The sequence below is a fragment of the Bradyrhizobium sp. Ce-3 genome (assembly GCF_022835695.1).
Taxonomy (GTDB): domain Bacteria; phylum Pseudomonadota; class Alphaproteobacteria; order Rhizobiales; family Xanthobacteraceae; genus Bradyrhizobium.
Map to the genome: position 1 here is coordinate 201236 of NZ_BQUV01000006.1, position 22056 is coordinate 223291.

Sequence of the window (22056 nt, forward strand, 5' to 3'; positions counted from 1 at the left end):
GGAGCGCAGCGCAATCCGGGGTTCTCGCACGATGACGGACCTTTCCCGGATTGCGCTGCGCCGCATCCGGGCTACGCGCTCACTGCACCGAGGTGAAGAAGCGTGCGAGGCGGAAGCCGGAGAGCCAGGTCCAGACCGGCTGGCTGCGGATGCCCATGTCCCAGGAGCCGACCACCGCGTCGGCGCGGCCGATCAGATTGTCGATCGGCAGCAGGCCGACGCCGCCGTCGCGCACCGGCACGCGGCTGTCGGCGGAATTGTCCCGGTTGTCGCCGAGCACGAACAATTGGCCCGGCGGCACCGTCACCTCGGCGGTGTTGTCGAGCCTGCCATTGTCGCGGATCTTGAAGATCGCGTGGCTGACGCCGTTCGGCAGCGTCTCGATATAGCGGTAGGCGTCCTCGCCGCCGCCGCGATCGTCTTCGGCGAAGCCGGTGCCGTCAGGCTTCAGCGCCGCCGGATGGTCGTTGATGAAGAGCTGGCCCTGCCGCATCTGGATGCGATCGCCGGGCAGCCCGACCACGCGCTTGACCCAGGCCTGCGAGCGGTCGCCCGGCCAGCGGAACACGACGACGTCGCCGCGCTTCGGCGTCTCACCGAACACGCGGCCGGTTTCCGGCAGCGTGATCTGGATCGGCAGCGACGCCGCGCCGTAGCCATAGGGGAATTTCGAGGCGACCAGCGCGTCGCCGATCAGGAGCGTCGGCTCCATCGATCCCGACGGCACGTAGAACGGCTCGGCGATCGCGCCTTTGGCGAGGAACACGACGGCCACGATCGCAGCGAGTTGCACGGCCTGCCCGCGCCAGCTGGTCGGCTTGGCCGTCACGACTTCGTTTCCGCTGCTCACTAGCCCGTTCCTCCGACCGTAATCCGTTCCATCCGCAGCGTCGGCTGGCCGACGCCGACCGGCACGCCCTGGCCGTTCTTGCCGCAGGTGCCGATTCCCGTATCCAGCGCAAGATCGTTGCCGATCATGGTGATCCTGTGGAGATCGGTCGGTCCATTGCCGATCAGCATGGCGCCCTTCAGCGGCGCGCCGAGCTTGCCGTTCTCGATCTTGTAGGCCTCGGTGCACTGGAACACGTATTTGCCGGAGGTGATGTCGACCTGGCCGCCGCCGAAATTGGCGGCGTACATGCCGTTCTTCACCGAAGCGATGATCTCGGCCGGGTCGCGGTCGCCCGAGAGCATGTAGGTGTTGGTCATGCGCGGCATCGGCACATGGGCATAGCTCTGCCGGCGCCCGTTGCCGGTCGGCTTCATGCCCATCAGGCGCGCGTTCTGGCGGTCCTGCATGTAGCCGACCAGAATGCCGTCCTCGATCAGTACGGTGCGGTTGGTCGGCGTGCCTTCGTCGTCGATCGAGAGCGAGCCGCGGCGCGACGCCATGGTGCCGTCGTCGACCACGGTGACGCCCTTGGCCGCGACCTGCTGACCCATCAGGCCGGCGAAGGCGGAGGTCTGCTTGCGGTTGAAGTCGCCCTCGAGCCCGTGGCCGACGGCTTCATGCAGCATCACGCCGGGCCAGCCGGCCCCGAGCACGACGTCCATCTCGCCGGCAGGAGCCGGCACCGATTCGAGATTGACCAGCGCCTCGCGCAGCGCGCCGTCGGCGGCGTCGCGCCAGGCCTTGGTCTCGATGAAGCGCGCATAGCCCTCGCGGCCGCCATAGCCCTTGCTGCCGCTCTCCTGCCGGTCGCCCTGGCCGGCGACCACGGAGACGTTGACGCGCACCAGCGGGCGGATGTCGCGATAGCTCTCGCCGTCGGGCCGCAGGATCTCGACCACCTGCCAGGTCGCGGTGAGGCTGGCCGAGACCTGCCGCACCCGCGGATCCTTGTCCCGGACATAGGCGTCGATCTCGCCGAGCAGTTTTACCTTTGCCTCGAAGGCCGGACCGTCGAGCGGATTCTCGTCGCCATAGAGTCTGACATTGGTGTGGGCCGGCGCCGCCGCGAATGTGCCGGCATAGCCGCCGCGCACTGCCGCCACCGCATCGGCGGCGCGGATCAGCGCCGGGATCGAGACGTCGGAGGAATGCGCATAGCCGACCGCGTCGTCCTTGACCGCGCGCAGGCCGAAGCCCTGCGAGGTGTCATAGGTTGCCTGCTTGAGCCGGCCGTTGTCGAACACCAGCGCCTCGGTCTGCCCGTATTCCAGGAACAGCTCGCCGTCGTCGGCGCCTTCAAGTCCACGCGTCACCTCGCGGCGGACGGCATCGCGGTCTAGATTGGCGCGGTCGAGCAGGGAGGTCGTGGCAGGATTGGTCATGGTCACTCCGACGCAATGCGATTCCTTGGGCATTCCTCGTCATCCTCGCCTGAAGCGCAACTGATTGCCAGTAGGGAACCCGGAGGCAGGGATTTCGGGCAATTGAAGCAGAGACGAGCCGAAAACTCATCTTACAACCCGGAAACCTGCACCGGTCCCGGTTCAGGCCTGGACGGCGACTGTCTGAGATAGTGTGTGAGGTGGCAATCCGGGAGTGCCCGCGACGTTGACATTGGTCACGGCTTCCGCTCGCGACCCTCACCTTGTCGTCATCAGTTTCAGCGCCGGCCGGCCTTACGCCGCTGGTCTTGTGGCAGGTCGCCATCGCCGGACGGTTCAGGCTTCGGCTGGGCCGCGCCCTGTGCCGAGGTCGGAAACCCATGCTCCTGCGCCCACCGATAGAGCTCGTCGAACACAGGTTTGAGCGCCTTGGCCGAGGGCGTCATCTCGTACTCAACCCGTGGCGGCACCTCGGGGTAGACGGTGCGCTTGACCAGGCCGTTGGCTTCGAGATCGCGCAGCTGGGTGGTCAGCATGTGCTGGGTCACGCCGGGGATCGCCTGGCGCAATTCGCCGAATCGCCGCTTGCGCTCGACCAGCTGCCAGAGGATGTCGCCTTTCCATTTGCCGGCCAGCACCGAAAGGGCGCGATGAAATTGCGCCGACAGGTCGCCGTTGCACGGCTCGGACGCCGCCGCAGGAGGCTCTTGAGGCTCAATAGTCAGTTTTTTCATACTACCTCACAAAAAGCATCCTACTTGTTCTTTTCATCTTACTCCCGAATTTAGTGCATCGAAAGCCGCGGCCACCCCGAAGGGGTGGGGGACCGCGCGGCCTGTTCGAACAATTGGGGAGCAATCCATGTCAGTTGCTGTTGCCGCGGCGCCGTCGCGCTGGAAATCCGTCAGCCTCTGGGTCGTGAGGGGCCTGCTTGCCTTGGCCTTTGCCGCCGCGGGCGCCGCCAAGCTCTACGGCGTGCCGATGCTGGTCGAGGAATTCGAGCACATTGGGCTCGGCCAATGGTTCCGCTATCTCACCGGATCGCTGGAGCTGCTCGGTGCCGTCCTGATCCTGCTGCCCCCGGTCGCAGCGTTCGGCGGCGTGCTGCTGAGCTGCATCATGGTTGGCGCCACCCTCACGCATCTGTTCGTGATCGGCGGCTCGCCGGTGCCCGCCCTGGTGCTGCTGACGCTGAGCGCGATCGTCGCCTACGCCAAGCGCAGCCAGCTCGCCCTGCTCCCGAGCGCACCGTGAGGTGGACGCGATGCGCGTCTCTCGCCGGATCCTCACGCTAGCCGCGGGGCTTGCGCTGGCCTTCGCGGTGCCGTTCGCGGTGACATTGCTGCTCACCGGCTCGGTCGCGGCGGTCTCCAAGCCGGAGCCGAAGAAGGCGGAGCCGCGCGTGCACCATGTGGTGCTGCCGATCAACAGCGACGACCCGACCACGATGCGGGCGCTGATCTCGACCGCGCTCAACCTCCCGAAATATTATCGGGAGCGCAACGAGCCGTTCGAGATCGAAGTCGTTGCCTACAATGCCGGCGTCCACATGCTGCGGGCCGATACTTCGCCGGTGAAGGATTTGTTGCGGGTGGTGCGGGGCCTCACACCGGACATCCGTTTCGTGGTCTGCGAAGCCACCAAGCTCGGCATGGAACGCGCCGAGGGACATCCGCTGGTCCTGCTCGACAATGTCGACCTGGTGCCGAATGGGCCCGGTCGGATCATCGAATTGCAGGAAGCCGGCTGGTCCTACATCCGGTCCTGAACGATCTGGCCATCAACGCAAGCGGAGAACCCGACATGACGTCTGTTCGCGTGCCCACGCGCCGCGCCGTTGTCGCCGGCATGATCGGCGCCGGTGCCTCGTTCGCGATGCCGGCAGCACGTCTGCACGCCGCGTCGGGGCCGCCGCAATTCGGCACCATCCGGCACCAGTTCACGCAGATCGAGGGCGCCCGCCCGGTGCCGCCGGTTGCGATCCCCGCGCTCGCCGGCGGCGTGCTCGACCTCGCCGCGTTCAGAGGCAGGCTGGTGCTGGTGAACTTCTGGGCCACCTGGTGCGCGGCGTGCCGCACCGAGCTGCCGATGCTGGATCGGCTCGCCGCCAGCGGCCGCAGCGACCTTACGGTTGTCGCCATCAGCACCGATCGCAACCGGGCGGCGGTCGCGCCCTATGTCAGGCAGCTCAAGCTTCGCAAGCTTGCGATCGGCTTCGATCCGGGCGGTCTCGTCTCGCGCGTCGACGCCGCCGAGGTCGACACGCCGTTCGCGCTCTACGGCATGCCGATCTCGTTCCTGATCGGCATCACCGGACAGGTCGAGGGCTATATCACGGGAGAGGCGGACTGGCTGTCCACGGAGGCGGGTGCGGTGTTCGATTATTATGCGGCCGGTGGGCGGTGAGATCGCGTAGCCCGGATGAAGCGAAGCGAAATCCGGGACCGGTCAATCCACGATGAACGCGGCCCCGGATTGCGCTGCGCTCCATCCGGGCTACACCTTCATGTGCCGCTCGTTCCCCTACGGCAACTTGTCGTAGCCCTCGGCCAGCCCATTCAGGCTGAGCGGAAAGCCGATGCCCTCTTCCGGGGTCTCGAAGATGATGAATGTCGCGGTTTTGGCGTTCTTGAGCTGGCCGAGCAGCTTGTCGTCCATCACGACCTCGGCGACGCAGCCATTGGGCAGGCAGCGGACAAAACCGGCGCGGCCGACGTCCTGATTGTCGAGCTTGAGGCCGAGGCCCGAGGGCAGCAGCACGCCGAGCGGCGCGACCACGCGCATCAGGCGGCTCTTCTGGTCGGCAGTCTTCAGCACGATCACGGTCAGACCGGCGTTGGAGCGGTCTTCGGCTACCACGCTCTGGATCAGCGCGCATTGCTCGGCTTGGGCGCCGGGCGGAGTGTCGCAGCGGATCTGCCAGTCGCCATGGACCGAGCGCACCGCGCCCTGGGCGTTCGCCGGCTGGGTCAGAGCCAAAACGGTGAGGGCGAGCACCAGCAGGCTGCCGAGCCAGCCGGCCTTCTGTCCTGCCAGAATGTTCGAAGCGCCCATCCGGGTCGATCCTTTAGATGTTGGTCAGTCCGGCCATTTCGGCCGCCGGTCGCACGCGCAAGTCGACTGATACCGCAATAGGGCGCCTTGAAGGCGATCCTGGAGCCATTCCCGCGCCGGATTGCGGCAGCCTGCAGCGAATCAGGTTCCTGTGGGCGATCCCGTCTGTGGGTACATCCGGCAATTCCCCTGTCAACTGCATGCGGCGTTGTTTCGGCGACTTTCGCTTGATTCTGCGGGAAAAATCGCAAGCGGCAGGTTCATCGCAGGCGCATGGCTTTCGGCCCTACTACTGCATTGCGAGCGCCTGAGAATTATGGTTTGAGAGGCTGGATTTCGACGCGTTCTAGCGATCTGGCTCCCGTACCCACCTTGACTCAGAGACGGGTATGTCCGGAAGGCCGTTTGTCAGGGCGGATCGTGCTGCATTTCCGGCCACATGCCGGGGGTGCTTTGGGGAATAATGCAAGGGAGCGCGAGCGGCATGAATATGTCGATTGGCCGGTTGGGCAGGCAATTGCTGGGGTTGGCGGTAGCGGGTGTGGCGTCGATCGCCGCGGGATCGGCCTTCGCCGAAATGGGGCAGCCGGCGCCGTGGGAGCACACGCTGCAGGAAGCCGCGACCCCGGTGATGGAAAACATCATCTGGTTCCACAATTTCCTGCTGGTGCTGATCACCGTGATCACGCTGTTCGTGCTGGCGCTGCTCATCATCGTGGTGGTGAAGTTCAACGCCCGCGCCAACCCGGTCCCCTCCAAGACCACCCACAACACGCTGATCGAAGTGGCTTGGACGCTGATCCCGGTCCTGATCCTGGTCGGCATCGCGGTGCCGTCGTTCCGCCTGCTGTTCCTGGAGCTCGACGTGCCGAAGCCGGACCTCACCGTGAAGGTGACCGGCAAGCAGTGGTACTGGTCCTACGCCTACCCGGATAACGGCAAGTTCGAGTTCGACTCGCTGCTCGACAAGGACAAGCAGCCTCGTCTGCTCGGCGTCGACAACGAGATGGTGGTCCCGGTCAACAAGGTGGTGCGGATCCAGACCACCGGCGCCGACGTGATCCATTCCTTCGCGGTGCCGGCCTTCGGCGTGAAGATCGACTCGGTTCCCGGCCGCCTCAACGAGAGCTGGTTCAAGGCCACCAAGACCGGCGTGTTCTACGGCCAGTGCTCGGAATTGTGCGGCAAGGACCACGCCTTCATGCCGATCGCGGTGCGGGTCGTCAGCGACCAGGAATTCGCGACCTGGGTTGAGGGCGCGAAGAAGAAGTTTGCGACCAACCCGGCGAATTCCTACGCCTCGGCTGGTCAGGCGGCGCAGTAAGCCTCAAGGGTTTTGGGCCCAGGGCTTACAGCGCGGACGGAATAAGGGCGACGGGACCGCAAGGTCCGAGAGGGACTGCAAGGCAGGATTTTGAACATGGCGACAGGCGCAGCGACACACGACGATCACGCCCATGATGATCACGCCCACCATCCGACCGGATGGCGGCGCTATCTCTACTCCACGAACCACAAGGACATCGGTACGATGTACCTGGTCTTTGCGGTGATCGCGGGCATCATCGGTGCTGCGATGTCGATCGCGATCCGTGCCGAGTTGATGTACCCGGGGGTCCAGATATTCCACGAGACGCACACCTATAACGTGTTCGTGACCTCGCACGGTCTGATCATGATCTTCTTCATGGTCATGCCGGCGATGATCGGCGGCTTCGGCAACTGGATGGTGCCGCTGATGATCGGCGCGCCGGACATGGCGTTCCCGCGCATGAACAACATCTCGTTCTGGCTGCTGCCGGCCTCGTTCGCCCTGCTGCTGATGTCGACCTTCGTCGAGGGTGAGCCGGGCGCCAACGGCGTCGGCGCGGGCTGGACCATGTACGCGCCGCTGTCGACCTCGGGCCATCCGGGTCCGGCAGTCGACTTCGCGATCCTCTCGCTGCATCTCGCGGGTGCCTCGTCGATCCTCGGCGCCATCAACTTCATCACCACGATCTTCAACATGCGCGCGCCGGGCATGACCCTGCACAAGATGCCGCTGTTCGTGTGGTCGATCCTGGTGACGGTGTTCCTGCTGCTGCTGTCGCTGCCGGTGCTCGCCGGTGCGATCACCATGCTGCTGACCGACCGCAATTTCGGCACCACCTTCTTCGCGGCCGACGGCGGCGGCGACCCGGTGCTGTTCCAGCATCTGTTCTGGTTCTTCGGCCACCCCGAAGTGTACATCCTGATCCTGCCGGCGTTCGGCATGGTCAGCCAGATCGTCTCCACCTTCTCGCGCAAGCCCGTGTTCGGCTATCTCGGCATGGCCTACGCCATGGTCGCGATCGGCGGCATCGGCTTCGTGGTGTGGGCGCACCACATGTACACCGTCGGCATGTCGTCGGCGACGCAGGCCTATTTCGTCGCCGCCACGATGGTGATCGCGGTGCCGACCGGCGTGAAGATCTTCTCGTGGATCGCCACGATGTGGGGCGGCTCGATCGAGTTCAAGGCGCCGATGATCTGGGCGGTCGGCTTCATCTTCCTGTTCACCGTCGGCGGCGTCACCGGCGTCGTGCTGGCCAATGCCGGCGTCGACCGCGTGCTGCAGGACACCTATTACGTGGTGGCGCACTTCCACTACGTGCTGTCGCTCGGCGCCGTGTTCGGCATCTTCGCCGGCTGGTACTACTGGTTCCCGAAGATGTTCGGCTACATGTACTCGGAGCGGATCGCCAAGCTCCACTTCTGGTTCACCTTCGTCGGCGTCAATCTGGTGTTCTTCCCGCAGCACTTCCTCGGTCTGTCGGGCATGCCGCGCCGCTACGTCGACTATCCGGACGCCTTCGCCGGCTGGAACCTGATCTCCTCCTGGGGCTCCTACATCTCCGGCTTCGGCGTCCTGATCTTCATCTACGGCGTGATCGATGCCTTCGTACGCAAGGAGCAGGCCGCGAACAACCCGTGGGGTGCGGGTGCGACCACGCTGGAGTGGACGCTGACCTCGCCGCCGCCGTTCCACCAGTTCGAAGTGCTGCCCCGCGTGCAGTAAGTCCAAGACAACGCGGCGCACCCTGGGTGCGCCGCGCCTTTTGAAGAGAAGTGAGACCTGATCTTGTCGGTTGTCGATCACAACGCCATCGAGCTGCCCCGGATCTCCGAGGCCGAAGTGGGCGACTACATCGCGCTCCTGAAGCCGCGCGTGATGTCGCTGGTGATCTTTACCGCGCTGGTCGGGCTGATGATCGCGCCGGTGCACGTGCATCCGGTGCTGGCGTTCACCTCGATCCTGTGCATCGCGGTCGGCGCCGGCGCCTCCGGCGCGCTTAATATGGCCTATGAGAGCGACGTCGACGCGTTGATGTCGCGCACCGCCAACCGGCCGATCCCGCGCGGCCGGATCACCCAGGCCGAGGCCGCTGCCTTCGGCCTGACGCTCGCCTTCTTCTCGGTGATGACGCTCGGCATCCTGGTCAATTGGGTGGCGGGCGCGCTGCTGGCCTTCACCATCTTCTTCTATGCCGTGATCTACACGATGCTGCTGAAGCGCTGGACCGCGCAGAACATCGTGATCGGCGGCGCGGCCGGCGCACTGCCGCCGGTGGTGGCCTGGGCCGCCGCGACCGGCTCGCTCTCGGTCGAGCCGATCCTGCTATTCCTGATCATCTTCTTCTGGACCCCGCCGCACTTCTGGGCGCTGGCGCTGTTCCGCAGCGACGACTATGCGCGCGCCGGCATCCCGATGCTGCCGGTCGTCGCCGGACCCGACGCGACCCGGCTCCAGATCCTGCTCTACACCGTCGTGCTGGTCGCGATCGCGCTGGCACCATGGCCGCTCGGCTATTTCGACGCGATCTACGGCGTCACGTCGCTGGTGCTCGGCGCCGGCATGCTGTGGCTCGCCATCGAGGTCTATCGCCGCCGCGAGGGTGTTGCAGCCAACCGCGCCACGCGCCGGCTGTTCGCCTTCTCGATCCTTTATCTGTTCGCGCTGTTCGCCGTCCTCCTCGCCGAGGTCGTCGTCCGCGCGATCCTGCCCGTCTTCATCGGGTAGGGACGCCGGGGGGCGAGATGGGGGCGCACGGGATACCAATGGACGAGAAACACGAACCGGAAGGCATCGTCCTCACCGAGGCGCAGCTCAGGAGCCGCCGCCAGCGCTCGATCGCGATTGCGCTCGCGCTCGGCGTCATGGTCGTGCTGTTCTTCGCCGTTACCCTCGTCAAGGGGCCGGCCGTGCTGGTGCGGCCGCTGTGAACGAGATGGCGAACCAGGGCACACCGCAGGCTCCGCAAGGCGAGGGCAAGAAGGTCACGCGCCGCATGCTGACGCGCGACGCCATGGTCGCGTCGATCTGCGGCTTCGTCGTGGTGCTGATGGTCGGCGCGTCCTACGCGGCCGTGCCGTTCTACAACTGGTTCTGCCGCACCACCGGCTTCAACGGCACCACCCAGGTCGCGACCTCGCTGCCTTCGGATGCGCCGCTCGAGCGCACCATCGCGGTCAGCTTCGATTCCAACGTCGCGCCGGGCCTGCCCTGGAAGTTCGAGGCCGAGCAGACCACGATCGACGTCAAGATCGGCCAGGTGGTCACGGTCTATTACACCGTGACCAACCAGTCGGCGCGCACCACGACCGGACAAGCCGCCTACAACGTCGCGCCGCTGACGGTCGGCGCCTATTTCCAGAAGATCAACTGCTTCTGCTTCACCGAGCAGACCATGGCGCCGGGCGAGAAGCGCGAGATGGCCGTGGTGTTCTATGTCGATCCGGCGCTGGCCAAGGACAGCGAGAACGACACGCTGAAGACGATCACTTTGTCCTACACTTTCTTTCCCGTGCGCGATCCGACGCCGAAGCCGGTGGCGGCCGGCGAGGCGGAGCAGCGCAAGGGCGGCTAGGTTTCGGAATTCAAGACTTGAGACGTGCCTGAGGGCACGCGAATGGAGAGGCGGCAATGGCTGAGGCGCAAGTCAAGCATCACGACTATCATCTCGTCGACCCGAGCCCGTGGCCGGTGGTCGGCTCGATCTCGGCCTTCATCATGGCGTTCGGTGCGATCGGCTGGATGCACCACATGTTCTCCGCCGCCCCGATCGTGTTCGGCGTCGGCGCCATCGGCGTGCTCTACACCATGGCGAGCTGGTGGGGCGACGTGATCAAGGAAGCCCAGTACAAGGGCGACCACACCCGCGTGGTGCAGATCAGCCACCGCTACGGCATGATCCTGTTCATCGCCTCCGAGGTGATGTTCTTCGTCGCCTGGTTCTGGGCCTTCTTCAACTCGGCGCTGTTCCCGGCCGACGCGGTGCACGCCACGCGCGATGCGGTGTTCGGCTGCGGCGCCGGCACCGCGATGGGCGCCTGCTCGGTTCCCGGCACCTGGCCGCCGCACGGCATCGAGACCTTCGATCCCTGGCATCTGCCGCTGCTCAACACGCTGCTGCTGCTGACCTCGGGCACCACGGTCACCTGGGCGCACCATGCGCTCTTGGAGAACGACCGTCAGGGCCTCAAGCAGGGCCTGATCCTCACCGTGATTCTCGGCGCCCTCTTCACCTGCGTGCAGGCCTATGAGTACGCCCATGCGACGTTCTCGTTCGGCGGCAACGTCTATGGCGCGACCTTCTTCATGGCAACCGGGTTCCATGGCTTCCACGTGCTGGTCGGCACCATCTTCTTGCTGGTCTGCCTGATCCGCGCCTATGCCGGCCACTTCACGCCGAAGCAGCACCTCGGCTTCGAGTTTGCCGCCTGGTACTGGCACTTCGTCGACGTGGTCTGGCTGTTCCTGTTCATCTGCATCTACGTCTGGGGCCACGGCGCCGAGACGATGGCGCACGGCGCCCACTGATTTCACCGACGTGCTAAGAGGGGGCGGCCGAACGGCCGCCCCTTTGCTTTTGAAGAGAACCGATGACCGATACCCCGCCCACTGTGACCGAGAGCGCGTTGCGCGGCATCGCCTGCCGCTGCCCGCGCTGCGGCAAGGGCAAGCTCTATTCCGGCTTTCTGACGCTGGCGCCGCGCTGCCAGGCCTGCGGCCTCGACTACGCCTTCATCGATGCCGGTGACGGGCCGGCGATCTTCATCATCATGCTGGCCGGCGCCATCGTGGTCGCGGCGGCGCTGATCGTCGAGGTGAAGTACCAGCCGCCGTTCTGGGTGCATGCCGCGCTGTGGCTGCCGTTGATCGTGGTGACCACGATCCTGCCGCTGCGTTCCATGAAGGCGCTGTTGATCGCGCTGCAATTCCACCACAAGGCCGCCGAAGGCCAATTGATCGAGCGCGACCCGAAATGAACGACACCACGAACAAAGCGTCTTCCAGCGAAGTGGGTACCGCTTCGCGCCAACAAAATGCGTCAAAAGGCTCGCACCGGCCGAGCGCGGCCGGCTTCGGCATCTTCACGCTGATCCTGATTGCGGTGTTTGTCGCCCTCGGCTTCTGGCAATTGCAGCGCCGCGTCGAGAAGCATGCGCTGATCGCCGCGCTCGACACGCGGCTGGCCGCACCGACCGAAGCGCTGCCGCCGCCATCGGCATGGCCCACGCTGAGCTCGGCGAGGGACGAATTCCGCCGCGTCACCCTGACCGTGACCTATGCGAAGCAGCCCGACGTGATGGTCTTCAGCTCCGGCTCCGCGGTGCGCGACGACGTTTCGGGACCCGGCACCTGGGCTTTCCTGCCGGCCAAACTCGCCAGCGGCGAGACCATCGTGATCAATACCGGCTTTGTGCAGAACACGATGCAGGACCGCGCCTTCGAGGATCGTGTCGCCGGCCGGCTCGTCACCGGCACGCCGGTCGAACTCACCGGTTACATCCGCTTTCCCGAGCCGCCGGGCCGGCTGACCCCGAAGGAAGATCTTGCGAAGCGGCTGTGGTTCGTGCGCGACCATCGCGCGATGGCGCAGGCGCTCGGCTGGGGCAAGGACGGTGCTCAGCTCGCGCCGTTCTATATCGACCTCGAGGCCCCGGTGCCCGACAGCGGCACGCCCAAACCTGGCCCGCTCAAGGTCCGTCTCAAGGACGACCACATGCAGTACGCGATCACCTGGTTCTCGCTGGCCGCCGCGGTCACGATCGCCTTCGGCCTGTGGTGGCGCGGCCAGCGCCGCAGGGGTGCTTGAGATCAAGTCGAAAGCGCGTGGCCGGCGTTGATCAGGCGGATCAGCGTGTCACCCCAGAGCGCGCCGAGAATTCCGGTCAGCACAAACGCGGCCCAGAACAGCGCAGGCCGCGCGATCCGCGCCCAGCGAGCCGCGGCCACCGCCGGCAGGCCGATTGCGACGGCCAGCAGCACGATGGACGAGCCGGTCTGACCGGGATCCACCACCCAATCGGCCAACGAACTGGCGAATGCCTGCGCAAGCATCGCGACAATCCAAAACGGCGCGTGGTCCCGGATCGAGCCGACGGCGAGCAAGCCCGCTGTTCCCGCCACCCGAGCCCAGACAATCAGGGCGAGCGCGAACAGCGCCGCCAACTGGACGGAGGGGACAACATCGCCGATCCCGAGTGACCGGTCCGCCATATGGGCCAATGCCGCGCTGAGGGTCGAGACGCCCACCAGCACCGGCCAGAACGCGTTCCGACCGCTCCGTTCGCGAGCGTACAGGGCTCCAATCAAAGCCACGACGGCCGCAGCCAGGAAGTGACTTCCCTTGCCCGCAACGGCATGGCCCCCGATTTCGCCCAGCGCTGCGGCAACGGTCCTCATCGCCCAGAACCGCAACGCGGCCTCGCGCACTCCGATCGTCCCTCGCATCGCGCTGTAACGCATGTCCATGCTCGTCTCCGCTGCAACGTTCAGGTCGACAATGTCGGATGTGCCGCGGGCCCACCTGAACGGCGCCGGCGGATTCGGTTGATCCAATGGATCATCCCGTCGAGATAGATGTAGACGACCGGCGTCGTGAACAGCGTCATCAGCTGCGAGACGATCAGCCCACCGACGATGGCGAAGCCGAGCGGCTGGCGCAGTTCTGATCCTGTGCCGCTGCCGATCATCAGCGGAACGCCGCCGAGCATCGCGCACATCGTCGTCATCAGGATCGGCCGGAAGCGGGCGCGGCAGGCCTGATAGATCGACTGTTCGGCGGAGAGATGTTGCTGCCGCTCGGCCTGCAGCGCGAAGTCGATCAGCATGATGCCGTTCTTCTGCACGATCCCGATCAGCAGGATGATGCCGATCAGCCCGATCACGTCGAGCCCCAGGCCGAACGCCCACAGCGTGAGCAAGGCGCCGAGCCCGGCGGACGGCAGGGTCGAGAGGATCGTGATCGGATGGATCGTGCTCTCATAGAGCATGCCGAGGATCAGATAGACGGCGACCACCGCGGCGAGGATCAGGACCGGCGTCGAGGCGAGCGCCGCCTGGAACGCCTGCGCGTTGCCCTGAAAACTGGTGACAATTGTCGAAGGCACGTGCAGCTCCGCGGTCGCCTTCTGCACGGCTGCGACCGCAGTCCCCACCGTCGTGCCCGGCGCCAGGTTGAAGCTCAGCGTCACCGACGGAAACTGGCTTTGGTGGTTTACGGAGAGCGGCGCGGTGCCGTACTCGATGCTCGCGATCTGGCTCAAGGGCACCATCGTTCCCGCCGACGAGCGGACATAGATTCGGTTGAGCGCATAGGGGCCGAGCTGGAACGACGGATCGACCTCGAGGATCACGTAATAAGTGTTGAGTGTTGTGAACAGCTGGGCGACGTGACGCTGACCGAATGAATCATAGAGTGTGTTGTCGACCGCGGCCGGATCGATGCCGAGTCGGGAAGCCGCGTCGCGGTCGATCTGCAGCCTGAGCTGACGCGCGGCGTTGGCCTGGTCGGTCGCGACGTCGGCCAGTTCCGGCAACGTTTTCAATTTCTGATACAACTTGCCGGCCCACAGATTGAGCTCGTCCTGATTCACGTCGGTGAGGGTGAACTGGTACTGCGTCTTGGACAGGCGGCTGGCGAGATTGATGTCCTGCGTCGCCTGCATGAACACCGACATGCCCTTGATGCCCTGCAGCGCAGTGTCGAGTTGCCGGATCACCTGATCGGCGGACGCGTTGCGCTCGTTGCGCGGCTTCAACAGCACGAACAGGCGGCCATTGTTCTCGGTGACGGTCGGGCCGCCCGGTCCGATATAACCGGTCGCATTGGCGACCGAGGGGTTCCTGGAAATGACGTCGATGACGTTGCGCTGGAGCGTTGCCATCTGCGCCGGCGAGATGTCGGCCGAGGCTTCCGTGATGCCGGTGATCATGCCGGTGTCCTGCTGCGGAAAGAAGCCCTTGGGGATGCCGACGAACAGCAGGCCGGTCACTGCGACGCTTGCGAGCATGATCGACAGTGTCGCGGCCTTGTGGCGCAGCGCTACAACCAGCACGGCCTCGTAGGCGGCCTGGATCGCGACGAAGCCGCGTTCCAGCGCGCGCGAGATGACCCCAGCCTCGGCGTCCCGGTGCGGCGACAGCAGCCAGGCGCACATCATCGGTGTCAGCGTCACGGAGACGATCACCGATACAACGATGGCAACGCACACCGTGACGGCGAATTCCTGGAACATGCGGCCGATCACCCCGCCCATCAGCAGCAGCGGAATGAACACCGCGATCAGCGAGACCGAGATCGAGATGATGGTGAAGCCGATCTCGCCGGCCCCCTTCAGGGCGGCCTGCATCGGCGAGAGGCCTTCCTCGATATGCCGCGAGATGTTCTCGATCATCACGATGGCGTCGTCGACGACGAAGCCGACCGCGATCGATAGCCCCATCAGCGACAGATTGTCGAGGCTGTAGTTGAGCAGATACATCACGCCGAAGGTGCCGATCAGCGAGATCGGGACCGAGACCGCGGGGATGATGGTCGCCCGCAGATTGCGCAGAAACAGGAAGATCACGCCGACCACCAGCGCGATGGTCAGCACCAGTGTGAGCTGAACGTCGGCGACGCTGGCGCGGATGGTCTGCGTGCGGTCGGAGGCGATCTGAACCTTGATGTCCGACGGCAGGCTCGACACCAGCTGCGGCAGCAGCTTCTTGATGCCGTCGACGGTGCTGATCACGTTGGCGCCGGGCTGGCGCTGGATCGCGAGGACGACCGCGGGCTTGTCGTTGTACCAGCCATGCAGCGTGACGTCCTCGGCGGCCACGATGGCATGCCCGATATCGCGCAAGCGCACCGGCGCCCCGTTGCGATAGGCGATGATCAGATCGTCATATTTGCTCGCGACCAGCACCTGGTCGTTGGTAGCGAGCGTATAGGCTTGCTGGCTGCCGTAGAGCACGCCCTTGGGCTGGTTCACGGTGATGTTGCCGAGCGTAGCGCGCAATTGCTCGAGATCGAGCCCCGCTGCGGCGAGCTTGGCCGGATTGACCTGCACCCGGATCGATGGCTTCTGCATGCCGCCGATGGTGACGAGCGAGACGCCCGGCACCTGCGACAATTTCTGCGCCAAGATGCTGTCGGCATAGTCGTCGACCTTGGTCAGTGGCTCGGTGTCTGACGTCAGCGCGATCAGCAGCACCGGCACGTCGGCCGGATTGACCTTGTGGAAGGTCGGTGGCGACGGCATCGTCTTGGGCAATTGCCCCGATGCCGCATCGATCGCGGTCTGTACGTCCTGTGCGGCGGCATCGACGCTGCGGTTCAATGCGAATTGCAGCGTGATCTGGGTGTTGCCGAGCCCGCTGCTCGAGCTCATGCCGGTGAGGCCGGCGATCTGGCCGAACTGCCGCTCCAGCGGGGTTGCGACCGAGGAGGCCATGGTCTGCGGATCGGCGCCGGGCAATTGCGCGGTGACCTGGATGGTCGGGGTATCCACCGTCGGCAGCGCCGAGACCGGCAAGCGCACGAAGGCGATCATGCCGACCAGCACGATGGCGATGGCCAGGAAGGCGGTGGCGACGGGCTTGCGGATAAAACCTGCGGAGATGTTCATGGCAGCATGCCTGCGCTTGCGGTGGTCGCGTCCTGGACCTGGTCCTTCTTGTCGTCGGGCACGATCTCGACGGTGCTCCCCGGATTGAGCCGGTACTGACCCGCGGTGACGACCGTCTCGTTCGCCGCGAGGCCCTGCTCGATCAGGACCTGTCCGTCGCGCGATTGGCCGGTCGTGACCTTGCGGATGCTGACGACGTTGTTCGGTCCGACCACATAGGCAAAACTGCCGTCCGGTCCCTGGCGAACCGCCGTCAGCGGCACGGTGAGCGCGTTGTGGCGAACCGCGATCGTCAGATGGACGTTGACGAAGCTGCCGGGCCACAGCGTGTTGCCGGCATTGGGAAAGGACGCCTTCAGCTGCACCGTGCCGGTCGAGCTGTCGACCTGGTTGTTGATCAGCATCAGGCTGCCGTGGTCGAGCTTGCGCTTGTTCTGGGCGTCATAGACGTCGACTGAGGCGTCCCCGGATGCCAGCGCCTGCCGGACACCCGGGATCTCGCCGGACGGCAGCGTGAAGATCACCGCGATCGGCTGCAATTGGGTGAGGACCACGAGCCCGTTGGTGTCGGTCGGGTGCACGACGTTACCGGGATCGACGCGGCGGATGCCAGTGACGCCGTCGAACGGCGCCGTGATCGTGGCGAAGCTCAGCTGGGTCTGCGCGGCTTCGAGCGCCGCCTTGTCGAGCGCGACGGTACCTTCGCCCTGCGACACCTGCGAGTCCTGGGTATCGAGCAATTGCTGGGTTGCGAAGCCGCGATTGGCGAGCGGCTGGGTTCGCGCCAGATTGGTCCTGGCGTTCTTCAGGCTCGCCTCGTCGCGCGCCAGCGCGGCCTCGGCCTGGTCGACCTGGGCCTCGTAGACCCGCGGGTCGATCCTGGCGAGCACATCGCCGCGCTTCACCTGCTTGCCCTCGACGAAATCGACGCTGTCGAGCGTGCCCTGCACCTGAGTGCGGATGGTCGCCGTGTTGATCGGCGTCACCGTACCGAGGCCCTCGAGCACGATCGGCACGTCATGTTGCAGGACCTTCGCCGTCGTCACCGGGATGGCCGCCGGAACAGTCTGCGGCTCGGCCGAAGACGTATGCGTCGCGCCGTCCGGCCGATGCAGGGCATAGGCGCCGCCACCGATTACGGCGGCCGCCACCAGGGCCGCGCACGCGATCTTGAGGGTCTTCGATGTCATGGGTCGCCAGCTCCATCGGTTGTCCGGCGGCCGATCGTTGCGACCAGCTCCAGGACGAAGGTTTCCGTTGCGCTCGCCGCGGCTGCGTCCGTCCCGCGGCCGGCAACCAGGTCGAGATTGATGATGCGTGCGTCGAGATCCGCGGCGCGCAACGCGCCGATCAGGTTGTCTCGCGGCGCCTCGTCGTTGTGATGAATGACCAGCCGGATCGCGGTCGCCGTCGACATGATGCGAAACGGCGGTGCGTCGACGGCGACATCGATCGCGACAATGCCGCCGCAGGGCAGTTCGCCCCGTAGCGCCAGTTCGAGCACGTGCCGCGCGAGGTGTCCTTCGCCCAACAGGATCAGCTGCCGTGCGGTCATGCCGAGACGGTCGAGCGCATCCGTAACGCTGCCCAGGATGCCGGCAGGGCTGGTTTCGCGAAGCACGATCGGCAGCCACGTCGCTTGCGGCGTCAGCCGCCGCCACTGCGCGAGGATTTCCGGCTCGACGATATCAGCGGTCTCGGGGGCGGCCAGGACGCCGACCAGCACCCGCGGGGTGGTGCGAAGGGGCCGCGTTGCGACGGTGCTATGCAGGCTTTCAGGCATGCATGGAAGCTGGGCTCTGGCCCGATATTATTCAAATGAATTGTCTTTATCCGTCAATTCACATCGTGCATGATGATGGCATGCGGATGCGCAATCTCGATCTCAATCTCCTGCTGGTGTTCGACGCCGTGATGCGCGAGCGTAGCGTGGTCCGCGCGGCCGGAGTGCTCGCCATCAGCCAGCCCGCCGTGAGCCACGCGCTGAACCGGCTGCGTCATGCGCTGAAAGACCAGCTGTTCGTCCGCACGCCGTCCGGCATGCTGCCGACGCCGCGGGCGGAAGCGCTTGCGCTGCCGGTCCGCAAGGCGCTGAGCGAGCTGCAGATCGCGGTCGAGGGCGAGTGTTTCGAGCCGGCGCTGGCCGAGCGGCGCTTCGGCATCGCCGTCAACAATTATGCCGCAGTGGTGGTGGCTGGCGCGGTCATCGCGGCGGTGCGCGCGCAGGCGCCCAAGGTGCGGCTGACGCTGGTGCCGAGCGGGACGCTCAATCTCGCCGACAGGCTCGATCGCGGCGAGCTCGATCTTGCGATCTCGGCTCGCGCGCTGGACGGCGAGCGCTTTGCATCCCGCCGGTTGATCGAGGATCGCTTCGTCGCGGTGCTGCGGGCCGGTCACCCGGCCCTGCGCAAGAAGCTGACCGGCGAGACGCTGGTCGAGCTGCCGCACCTTGCGATCACCTCCAGCGGCGAGGATCTGGATTTCATCGACGACTGGCTGCGAGCGCGCAAGGCGAGCCGCACCATCGCTTCCGATGTGCCGTATCTGTCCGCCGGCGCGGTCCTGGTGCAATCGAACATGGTCGCGATCCTCGGACGCAAGCTGGCGCTCGAATTCCGCCGCGCCTACCCGATCGAGATGCGGGAGCTGCCGTTCGACGCATCGAAGCTGCAGAGCGTCATGAGCTGGCACCGCCGCTTCGACGATCTGCCGGCGCACCGCTGGCTGCGGGACACGATCATCGCCGCGACGCGCGGCATTTGATCTCTATCGAGACGATCCGGAATCGATACGCCCGCGCCGGTCTGTGGCGCGGGCGCGGGCCCATCCATTCGACCACTGCTCTTCGTCAATGGCCGACAGGAGCCGGGCCGCCGAGCTTGACCTTGCGCAAGGTCAGCGCCAGCGGGATCGCCGACAGCGCGATCAGCATCAGGACCCAGAACGCATCCATGTAGGACAGGAACGAGGCTTGGGTCTGCACCTGCTGGCCGATCCACTGGATCGCCTGGCTGTGCGCCTGTGCCAGCGAGTTGCCCTGGGCGACGAAGAAGTCGGTGACCTGGTGCAGCGTGTCCTGGTATTGCGGGCTTGACGGCGTCACCTGCTCGACCAGCCGGCTCTGGTGGAATTGCTGGCGATGCGTCAGCACGTTGGAGACCAGCGAGACGCCGATCGAACCGCCGGTGTTGCGTGCCGCATTGATCAGCGCGGAGGCCTGGTCGGTCTTCCCGGCGGGGATGCCGTCATAGGACGCCGTCATGATCGGAATGAAGATCAGCGGCAGGCCGACGCCGATCAGCATGCGCGAGCGCGCCATGAACCAGAAGCCGAGATCGCCGTAGACGTTGGTCATGCTGTACATCGAGGCCGCAATCACCAGCGCGCCGACGATGATCAGATATTTCGGCTGCACCTTGGCGGCGAGCCGGCCGACCACGAACATCATCAGCATGGTGACCACGCCGCCCGGCGACAGCACGAGGCCGGCCCAGGTCGCGGTGTAGCCGAAATCCTGCTGCACCAGCTGCGGCAGGAACTGGGTGGTGGCGAGCAGGATGGCGCCGGTCGCCAGCATCACCAGAAAGCTCGCGCCGAACTGCCGGGTCGCGACCATCCGCAGATCGATCATCGGATTGCGGCGGGTCATCTCCCACGGGATCATCAGCACGAATGCCGCGGCACAGATCGTCGCTGACCTGATGATGAAGGACGATCCGAACCAGTCGTCCTCGAGGCCGCGGTCGAGGGTCACCTCGAGCGCGCCGAGGAAGGTCGCCACCAGCGCAAAACCGATGAAGTCGAACGAGTTGTCCTGCTTCTGATCCCTGTTCGGGTCTTTGGCTTTCGCAGGCTCCTGCAGCACCGTGGCGATCGCGACCGTCGCGAACAGGCCGACCGGGGCGTTGATCAGGAAGCACCAGTGCCAGGACAGATTGTCCGACAGCCAGCCACCAAGCGTCGGGCCGACCACCGGCGCCACCACCACGGCGATGCCGAACACCGCAAACGCCTGGCCGCGCTTGGCCGGCGGGAACGCATCCGCGAGGATCGACTGCGCCACCGGCACCATGCCGCCGCCGCCGAGACCTTGCAGGATGCGAAACAGCAGCAGCGCGTTCAGATTGGGGGCGAAGCCGCACAGGATCGAGCTGACGGTGAAGATGCCGAGGCAGATCAGGAAGAACCTCTTCCGCCCCAGCATCTTCGCGAGAAAGCTCGAAGCGGTCAGGATGATGGCGTTGGACACCAGATAGGAGGTGACCACCCAGGAAGCTTCGTCCTCGCTCACGCCCATGCCGCCGGCGATATAGGGCAGCGCGACGTTGGCGATGGTGGTGTCGAGCACCTCCATGAAGCTCGCGAGCGCAACCACGATGGCGATCAGCCAGGGATTGACGGCGACGTTCGGAGCAGGGAGGCTTCGCCCATCGATTGCTGCAGCACTCATGACGGTCCTCCCGGGATCACAGCTTACCAAGCCGCTCGAACAGCGATGGCGCGGGATTGATCCGCACCGTCGGGACGACAGACATGCCCGGTCCGAGCGCGACGTCGGCCGGCGGATTGTCCATCACGACCTTCACTGGCACGCGCTGCACGATCTTGACGTAATTGCCGGTGGCGTTCTGCGCCGGCAGCAGCGAGAACGCGGTGCCGGAGCCGGGCTGCACACTCTCGACATGGCCGTTAATCGTGCGGCCGGGATAGGCGTCGATCTTCAGCGTCACCTTCTCGCCGGGGCGCATCTTGTCGAGCTGGATCTCCTTGAAGTTCGCGGTGACCCAGATCTGGTCGGGCACGAACATCGAAAGGTTGGTGCCGGCCTGCGCGAACTGGCCGACCGCCGCCGACAAATTGACGACGCGGCCCGGCTGCGCCGCGGTGACCGTCGTATAGGACAGGTTGAGTTGCGCCTGGTCGCGCTGCGCTTCGGCCTGGGCGAGGTTGGCGACCGCGCTCTTGCGTTGCGCCTTCAGCGACTCGACCTGGCGCTGCGCGAGGTTGAGCGTCGCCTGCGCGCTCAGCAGCGAGGCCTGCTGCTGATGCAGTTGCGAGGTGTATTGCTCGGAATTCTGCACCGTGCCGTAGCCGGTCTGCTCCAGATGTTGATAGCGCGTCGCCTGCTGCTGCGCGAAGGTCAGCGCCGCCTGGGCCTGGTCGACCTGGGCCTGATTGGCTGCGATCTGCGCCTGCTGCACGTCGAGCTGCGCGTCGACATTCTCGATGCTGGCGCGGGCGGCCGCGACCTGCGCCTCGGCCTGCGCCAGCGCGACACGATAGTCGCGATCGTCGAGCCGGGCGATCACGTCGCCGGCCGCGACATGCTGGTTGTCGGTGACCGGCACGGCGGTGATGTAGCCGGAGACCTTCGGCGCCAGCGCGGATTGCCGCGCGGCGATGAAGGCGTCGTCGGTGGATTCGAAATGCTGCGCGTAGTCCATGTAGAGATAGCCGCCGCCGAGCGTGGCGGCGAGCAGCACGGCGCCAACCGCGGAGACGACCGGACGGCGGCGCAGGAAGCCCGGCCGTGTTGCCTTGCCGGTCACCTCCGGCGGGATGGTCGCCGGCGGGGCGGGCTGCTTGCCCGCCGGGCGCTCCTGCGCCGGAGCCCGTGCGGTGGTCTCCGGCCGTTCCGATGTGACGGCGAGTTCATCAGCGGCCGGCATCGAGGGCGCGCCCTCGATGCCCTGATGCCCCTCCTGGTCGCGCTCCAGAACATTGTCTTCGAACATGATCGCTGCTCCTGCTGCGGGGCGAGGTCGCAACGGGCCTCGTCTAAAGGAACGATACCGTTTCGTTCTGTGCGGC

The 22056-nt window shown here is 65.8% G+C and carries 22 protein-coding genes; 12 read left to right on the forward strand and 10 right to left on the reverse strand.

Translation table 11 applies throughout. From position 1 onward, the window contains the following. Nucleotides 1-79 precede the first annotated feature (79 nt). The 3 genes from lepB to BRSPCE3_RS21715 all read right to left on the reverse strand — a co-directional run bounded on the left by lepB (nucleotide 80) and on the right by BRSPCE3_RS21715 (nucleotide 3008). Nucleotides 80-850 (reverse strand): signal peptidase I, encoded by a 771-nt coding sequence (gene lepB / locus BRSPCE3_RS21705; RefSeq protein ID WP_244068139.1) that lies wholly within the window; start codon nucleotides 848-850, stop codon nucleotides 80-82. Next, complete coding sequence (gene tldD, locus BRSPCE3_RS21710; protein ID WP_244068141.1) at nucleotides 850-2274, reverse strand: metalloprotease TldD; 1425 nt, start codon at nucleotides 2272-2274, stop codon at nucleotides 850-852. The genes lepB and tldD overlap by 1 nt, the downstream gene beginning before the upstream one ends. A gap of 278 nt (nucleotides 2275-2552) precedes the next feature. Then, nucleotides 2553-3008 carry a helix-turn-helix domain-containing protein gene (locus tag BRSPCE3_RS21715; RefSeq protein ID WP_244068142.1) on the reverse strand — a complete coding sequence of 152 codons (456 nt, stop codon included), beginning with the start codon at nucleotides 3006-3008 and terminating at the stop codon, nucleotides 2553-2555. A 127-nt stretch (nucleotides 3009-3135) separates the two neighbouring features. Here BRSPCE3_RS21715 and BRSPCE3_RS21720 point away from each other — a divergent pair, with 127 nt between their 5' ends. From BRSPCE3_RS21720 to BRSPCE3_RS21730, 3 genes are read left to right on the forward strand one after another with little or no spacing between them, the layout of a single operon-like run. After that, nucleotides 3136-3528 (forward strand): DoxX family protein, encoded by a 393-nt coding sequence (locus BRSPCE3_RS21720; RefSeq protein ID WP_244068143.1) that lies wholly within the window; start codon nucleotides 3136-3138, stop codon nucleotides 3526-3528. A gap of 10 nt (nucleotides 3529-3538) precedes the next feature. Next, nucleotides 3539-4042, forward strand: a complete 504-nt coding sequence (locus tag BRSPCE3_RS21725; RefSeq protein WP_244068144.1) for a hypothetical protein — start codon at nucleotides 3539-3541, stop codon at nucleotides 4040-4042. Between the two features lie 35 nt (nucleotides 4043-4077). After that, a complete protein-coding gene (locus BRSPCE3_RS21730) occupies nucleotides 4078-4680 on the forward strand; it encodes a TlpA disulfide reductase family protein (RefSeq protein ID WP_244068145.1) in 603 nt (200 codons plus the stop codon). 117 nt (nucleotides 4681-4797) lie between these two features. Here the strand turns inward: BRSPCE3_RS21730 and BRSPCE3_RS21735 are convergent, their stop codons facing one another. Then, nucleotides 4798-5328: an invasion associated locus B family protein gene (locus BRSPCE3_RS21735; RefSeq protein WP_244068146.1), complete on the reverse strand. Its 531-nt coding sequence runs from the start codon at nucleotides 5326-5328 to the stop codon at nucleotides 4798-4800. A 484-nt stretch (nucleotides 5329-5812) separates the two neighbouring features. Here BRSPCE3_RS21735 and coxB point away from each other — a divergent pair, with 484 nt between their 5' ends. The 8 genes from coxB to BRSPCE3_RS21775 all read left to right on the forward strand — a co-directional run bounded on the left by coxB (nucleotide 5813) and on the right by BRSPCE3_RS21775 (nucleotide 12446). Continuing rightward, on the forward strand, nucleotides 5813-6652 hold the full coding sequence (gene coxB, locus BRSPCE3_RS21740) for a cytochrome c oxidase subunit II (protein WP_244068147.1): 840 nt from the start codon (nucleotides 5813-5815) through the stop codon (nucleotides 6650-6652). 96 nt (nucleotides 6653-6748) lie between these two features. Next, on the forward strand, nucleotides 6749-8365 hold the full coding sequence (ctaD, locus tag BRSPCE3_RS21745) for a cytochrome c oxidase subunit I (protein ID WP_244068148.1): 1617 nt from the start codon (nucleotides 6749-6751) through the stop codon (nucleotides 8363-8365). A 63-nt stretch (nucleotides 8366-8428) separates the two neighbouring features. After that, nucleotides 8429-9367, forward strand: a complete 939-nt coding sequence (locus BRSPCE3_RS21750) for a heme o synthase (protein WP_244068150.1) — start codon at nucleotides 8429-8431, stop codon at nucleotides 9365-9367. Between the two features lie 38 nt (nucleotides 9368-9405). Further along, complete coding sequence (locus BRSPCE3_RS21755) at nucleotides 9406-9570, forward strand: CoxF protein (protein WP_244068151.1); 165 nt, start codon at nucleotides 9406-9408, stop codon at nucleotides 9568-9570. Between the two features lie 5 nt (nucleotides 9571-9575). Beyond that, entirely contained in the window at nucleotides 9576-10214 is a 639-nt protein-coding gene (locus tag BRSPCE3_RS21760; protein ID WP_244068652.1) for a cytochrome c oxidase assembly protein, read from the forward strand. A 56-nt stretch (nucleotides 10215-10270) separates the two neighbouring features. Beyond that, on the forward strand, nucleotides 10271-11167 hold the full coding sequence (locus tag BRSPCE3_RS21765) for a cytochrome c oxidase subunit 3 (RefSeq protein ID WP_244068153.1): 897 nt from the start codon (nucleotides 10271-10273) through the stop codon (nucleotides 11165-11167). A 62-nt stretch (nucleotides 11168-11229) separates the two neighbouring features. Then, nucleotides 11230-11616 (forward strand): DUF983 domain-containing protein, encoded by a 387-nt coding sequence (locus BRSPCE3_RS21770; protein ID WP_244068154.1) that lies wholly within the window; start codon nucleotides 11230-11232, stop codon nucleotides 11614-11616. Beyond that, nucleotides 11613-12446 (forward strand): SURF1 family protein, encoded by an 834-nt coding sequence (locus tag BRSPCE3_RS21775; RefSeq protein ID WP_244068155.1) that lies wholly within the window; start codon nucleotides 11613-11615, stop codon nucleotides 12444-12446. The genes BRSPCE3_RS21770 and BRSPCE3_RS21775 overlap by 4 nt, the downstream gene beginning before the upstream one ends. A 2-nt stretch (nucleotides 12447-12448) precedes the next feature. Here BRSPCE3_RS21775 and BRSPCE3_RS21780 read toward each other — a convergent pair whose 3' ends face one another. Genes BRSPCE3_RS21780 through BRSPCE3_RS21795 form a run of 4 tightly spaced genes read right to left on the reverse strand, consistent with a single transcriptional unit; the run spans nucleotide 12449 to nucleotide 18028 of the window. Further along, the gene (locus BRSPCE3_RS21780) at nucleotides 12449-13105 is read right to left on the reverse strand and encodes a hypothetical protein (protein WP_244068156.1); all 657 of its coding nucleotides are present in this window, start codon (nucleotides 13103-13105) and stop codon (nucleotides 12449-12451) included. Between the two features lie 20 nt (nucleotides 13106-13125). Further along, the gene (locus tag BRSPCE3_RS21785) at nucleotides 13126-16245 is read right to left on the reverse strand and encodes an efflux RND transporter permease subunit (protein ID WP_244068158.1); all 3120 of its coding nucleotides are present in this window, start codon (nucleotides 16243-16245) and stop codon (nucleotides 13126-13128) included. After that, on the reverse strand, nucleotides 16242-17435 hold the full coding sequence (locus BRSPCE3_RS21790; RefSeq protein WP_244068159.1) for an efflux RND transporter periplasmic adaptor subunit: 1194 nt from the start codon (nucleotides 17433-17435) through the stop codon (nucleotides 16242-16244). Before BRSPCE3_RS21790 ends, BRSPCE3_RS21785 begins: the two co-directional genes overlap by 4 nt. Further along, nucleotides 17432-18028, reverse strand: a complete 597-nt coding sequence (locus BRSPCE3_RS21795; RefSeq protein WP_244068160.1) for a hypothetical protein — start codon at nucleotides 18026-18028, stop codon at nucleotides 17432-17434. The genes BRSPCE3_RS21790 and BRSPCE3_RS21795 overlap by 4 nt, the downstream gene beginning before the upstream one ends. An 80-nt stretch (nucleotides 18029-18108) precedes the next feature. On the opposite strand from BRSPCE3_RS21795, the gene BRSPCE3_RS21800 reads away from it, so the two are divergent. After that, nucleotides 18109-19008: a LysR family transcriptional regulator gene (locus BRSPCE3_RS21800; protein WP_244068161.1), complete on the forward strand. Its 900-nt coding sequence runs from the start codon at nucleotides 18109-18111 to the stop codon at nucleotides 19006-19008. 85 nt (nucleotides 19009-19093) lie between these two features. Here the strand turns inward: BRSPCE3_RS21800 and BRSPCE3_RS21805 are convergent, their stop codons facing one another. Continuing rightward, the gene (locus tag BRSPCE3_RS21805; RefSeq protein WP_244068162.1) at nucleotides 19094-20695 is read right to left on the reverse strand and encodes a DHA2 family efflux MFS transporter permease subunit; all 1602 of its coding nucleotides are present in this window, start codon (nucleotides 20693-20695) and stop codon (nucleotides 19094-19096) included. A gap of 16 nt (nucleotides 20696-20711) precedes the next feature. Next, the gene (locus BRSPCE3_RS21810; protein ID WP_375709940.1) at nucleotides 20712-21980 is read right to left on the reverse strand and encodes an HlyD family secretion protein; all 1269 of its coding nucleotides are present in this window, start codon (nucleotides 21978-21980) and stop codon (nucleotides 20712-20714) included. Nucleotides 21981-22056 lie beyond the last annotated feature (76 nt).

Bases quoted from the DNA above. Each gene is read 5' to 3' on its own strand.
- tldD (WP_244068141.1), bottom strand. From the start codon at position 2,274: ATGACCAATCCTGCCACGACCTCCCTGCTCGACCGCGCCAATCTAGAC.
- BRSPCE3_RS21715 (WP_244068142.1), bottom strand. From the start codon at position 3,008: ATGAAAAAACTGACTATTGAGCCTCAAGAGCCTCCTGCGGCGGCGTCC.
- BRSPCE3_RS21720 (WP_244068143.1), top strand. From the start codon at position 3,136: ATGTCAGTTGCTGTTGCCGCGGCGCCGTCGCGCTGGAAATCCGTCAGC.
- BRSPCE3_RS21725 (WP_244068144.1), top strand. From the start codon at position 3,539: ATGCGCGTCTCTCGCCGGATCCTCACGCTAGCCGCGGGGCTTGCGCTG.
- BRSPCE3_RS21730 (WP_244068145.1), top strand. From the start codon at position 4,078: ATGACGTCTGTTCGCGTGCCCACGCGCCGCGCCGTTGTCGCCGGCATG.
- BRSPCE3_RS21735 (WP_244068146.1), bottom strand. From the start codon at position 5,328: ATGGGCGCTTCGAACATTCTGGCAGGACAGAAGGCCGGCTGGCTCGGC.
- coxB (WP_244068147.1), top strand. From the start codon at position 5,813: ATGAATATGTCGATTGGCCGGTTGGGCAGGCAATTGCTGGGGTTGGCG.
- ctaD (WP_244068148.1), top strand. From the start codon at position 6,749: ATGGCGACAGGCGCAGCGACACACGACGATCACGCCCATGATGATCAC.
- BRSPCE3_RS21755 (WP_244068151.1), top strand. From the start codon at position 9,406: ATGGACGAGAAACACGAACCGGAAGGCATCGTCCTCACCGAGGCGCAG.
- BRSPCE3_RS21760 (WP_244068652.1), top strand. From the start codon at position 9,576: ATGGCGAACCAGGGCACACCGCAGGCTCCGCAAGGCGAGGGCAAGAAG.
- BRSPCE3_RS21765 (WP_244068153.1), top strand. From the start codon at position 10,271: ATGGCTGAGGCGCAAGTCAAGCATCACGACTATCATCTCGTCGACCCG.
- BRSPCE3_RS21770 (WP_244068154.1), top strand. From the start codon at position 11,230: ATGACCGATACCCCGCCCACTGTGACCGAGAGCGCGTTGCGCGGCATC.
- BRSPCE3_RS21775 (WP_244068155.1), top strand. From the start codon at position 11,613: ATGAACGACACCACGAACAAAGCGTCTTCCAGCGAAGTGGGTACCGCT.
- BRSPCE3_RS21780 (WP_244068156.1), bottom strand. From the start codon at position 13,105: ATGGACATGCGTTACAGCGCGATGCGAGGGACGATCGGAGTGCGCGAG.
- BRSPCE3_RS21785 (WP_244068158.1), bottom strand. From the start codon at position 16,245: ATGAACATCTCCGCAGGTTTTATCCGCAAGCCCGTCGCCACCGCCTTC.
- BRSPCE3_RS21790 (WP_244068159.1), bottom strand. From the start codon at position 17,435: ATGACATCGAAGACCCTCAAGATCGCGTGCGCGGCCCTGGTGGCGGCC.
- BRSPCE3_RS21795 (WP_244068160.1), bottom strand. From the start codon at position 18,028: ATGCCTGAAAGCCTGCATAGCACCGTCGCAACGCGGCCCCTTCGCACC.
- BRSPCE3_RS21800 (WP_244068161.1), top strand. From the start codon at position 18,109: ATGCGGATGCGCAATCTCGATCTCAATCTCCTGCTGGTGTTCGACGCC.
- BRSPCE3_RS21805 (WP_244068162.1), bottom strand. From the start codon at position 20,695: ATGAGTGCTGCAGCAATCGATGGGCGAAGCCTCCCTGCTCCGAACGTC.
- BRSPCE3_RS21810 (WP_375709940.1), bottom strand. From the start codon at position 21,980: ATGTTCGAAGACAATGTTCTGGAGCGCGACCAGGAGGGGCATCAGGGC.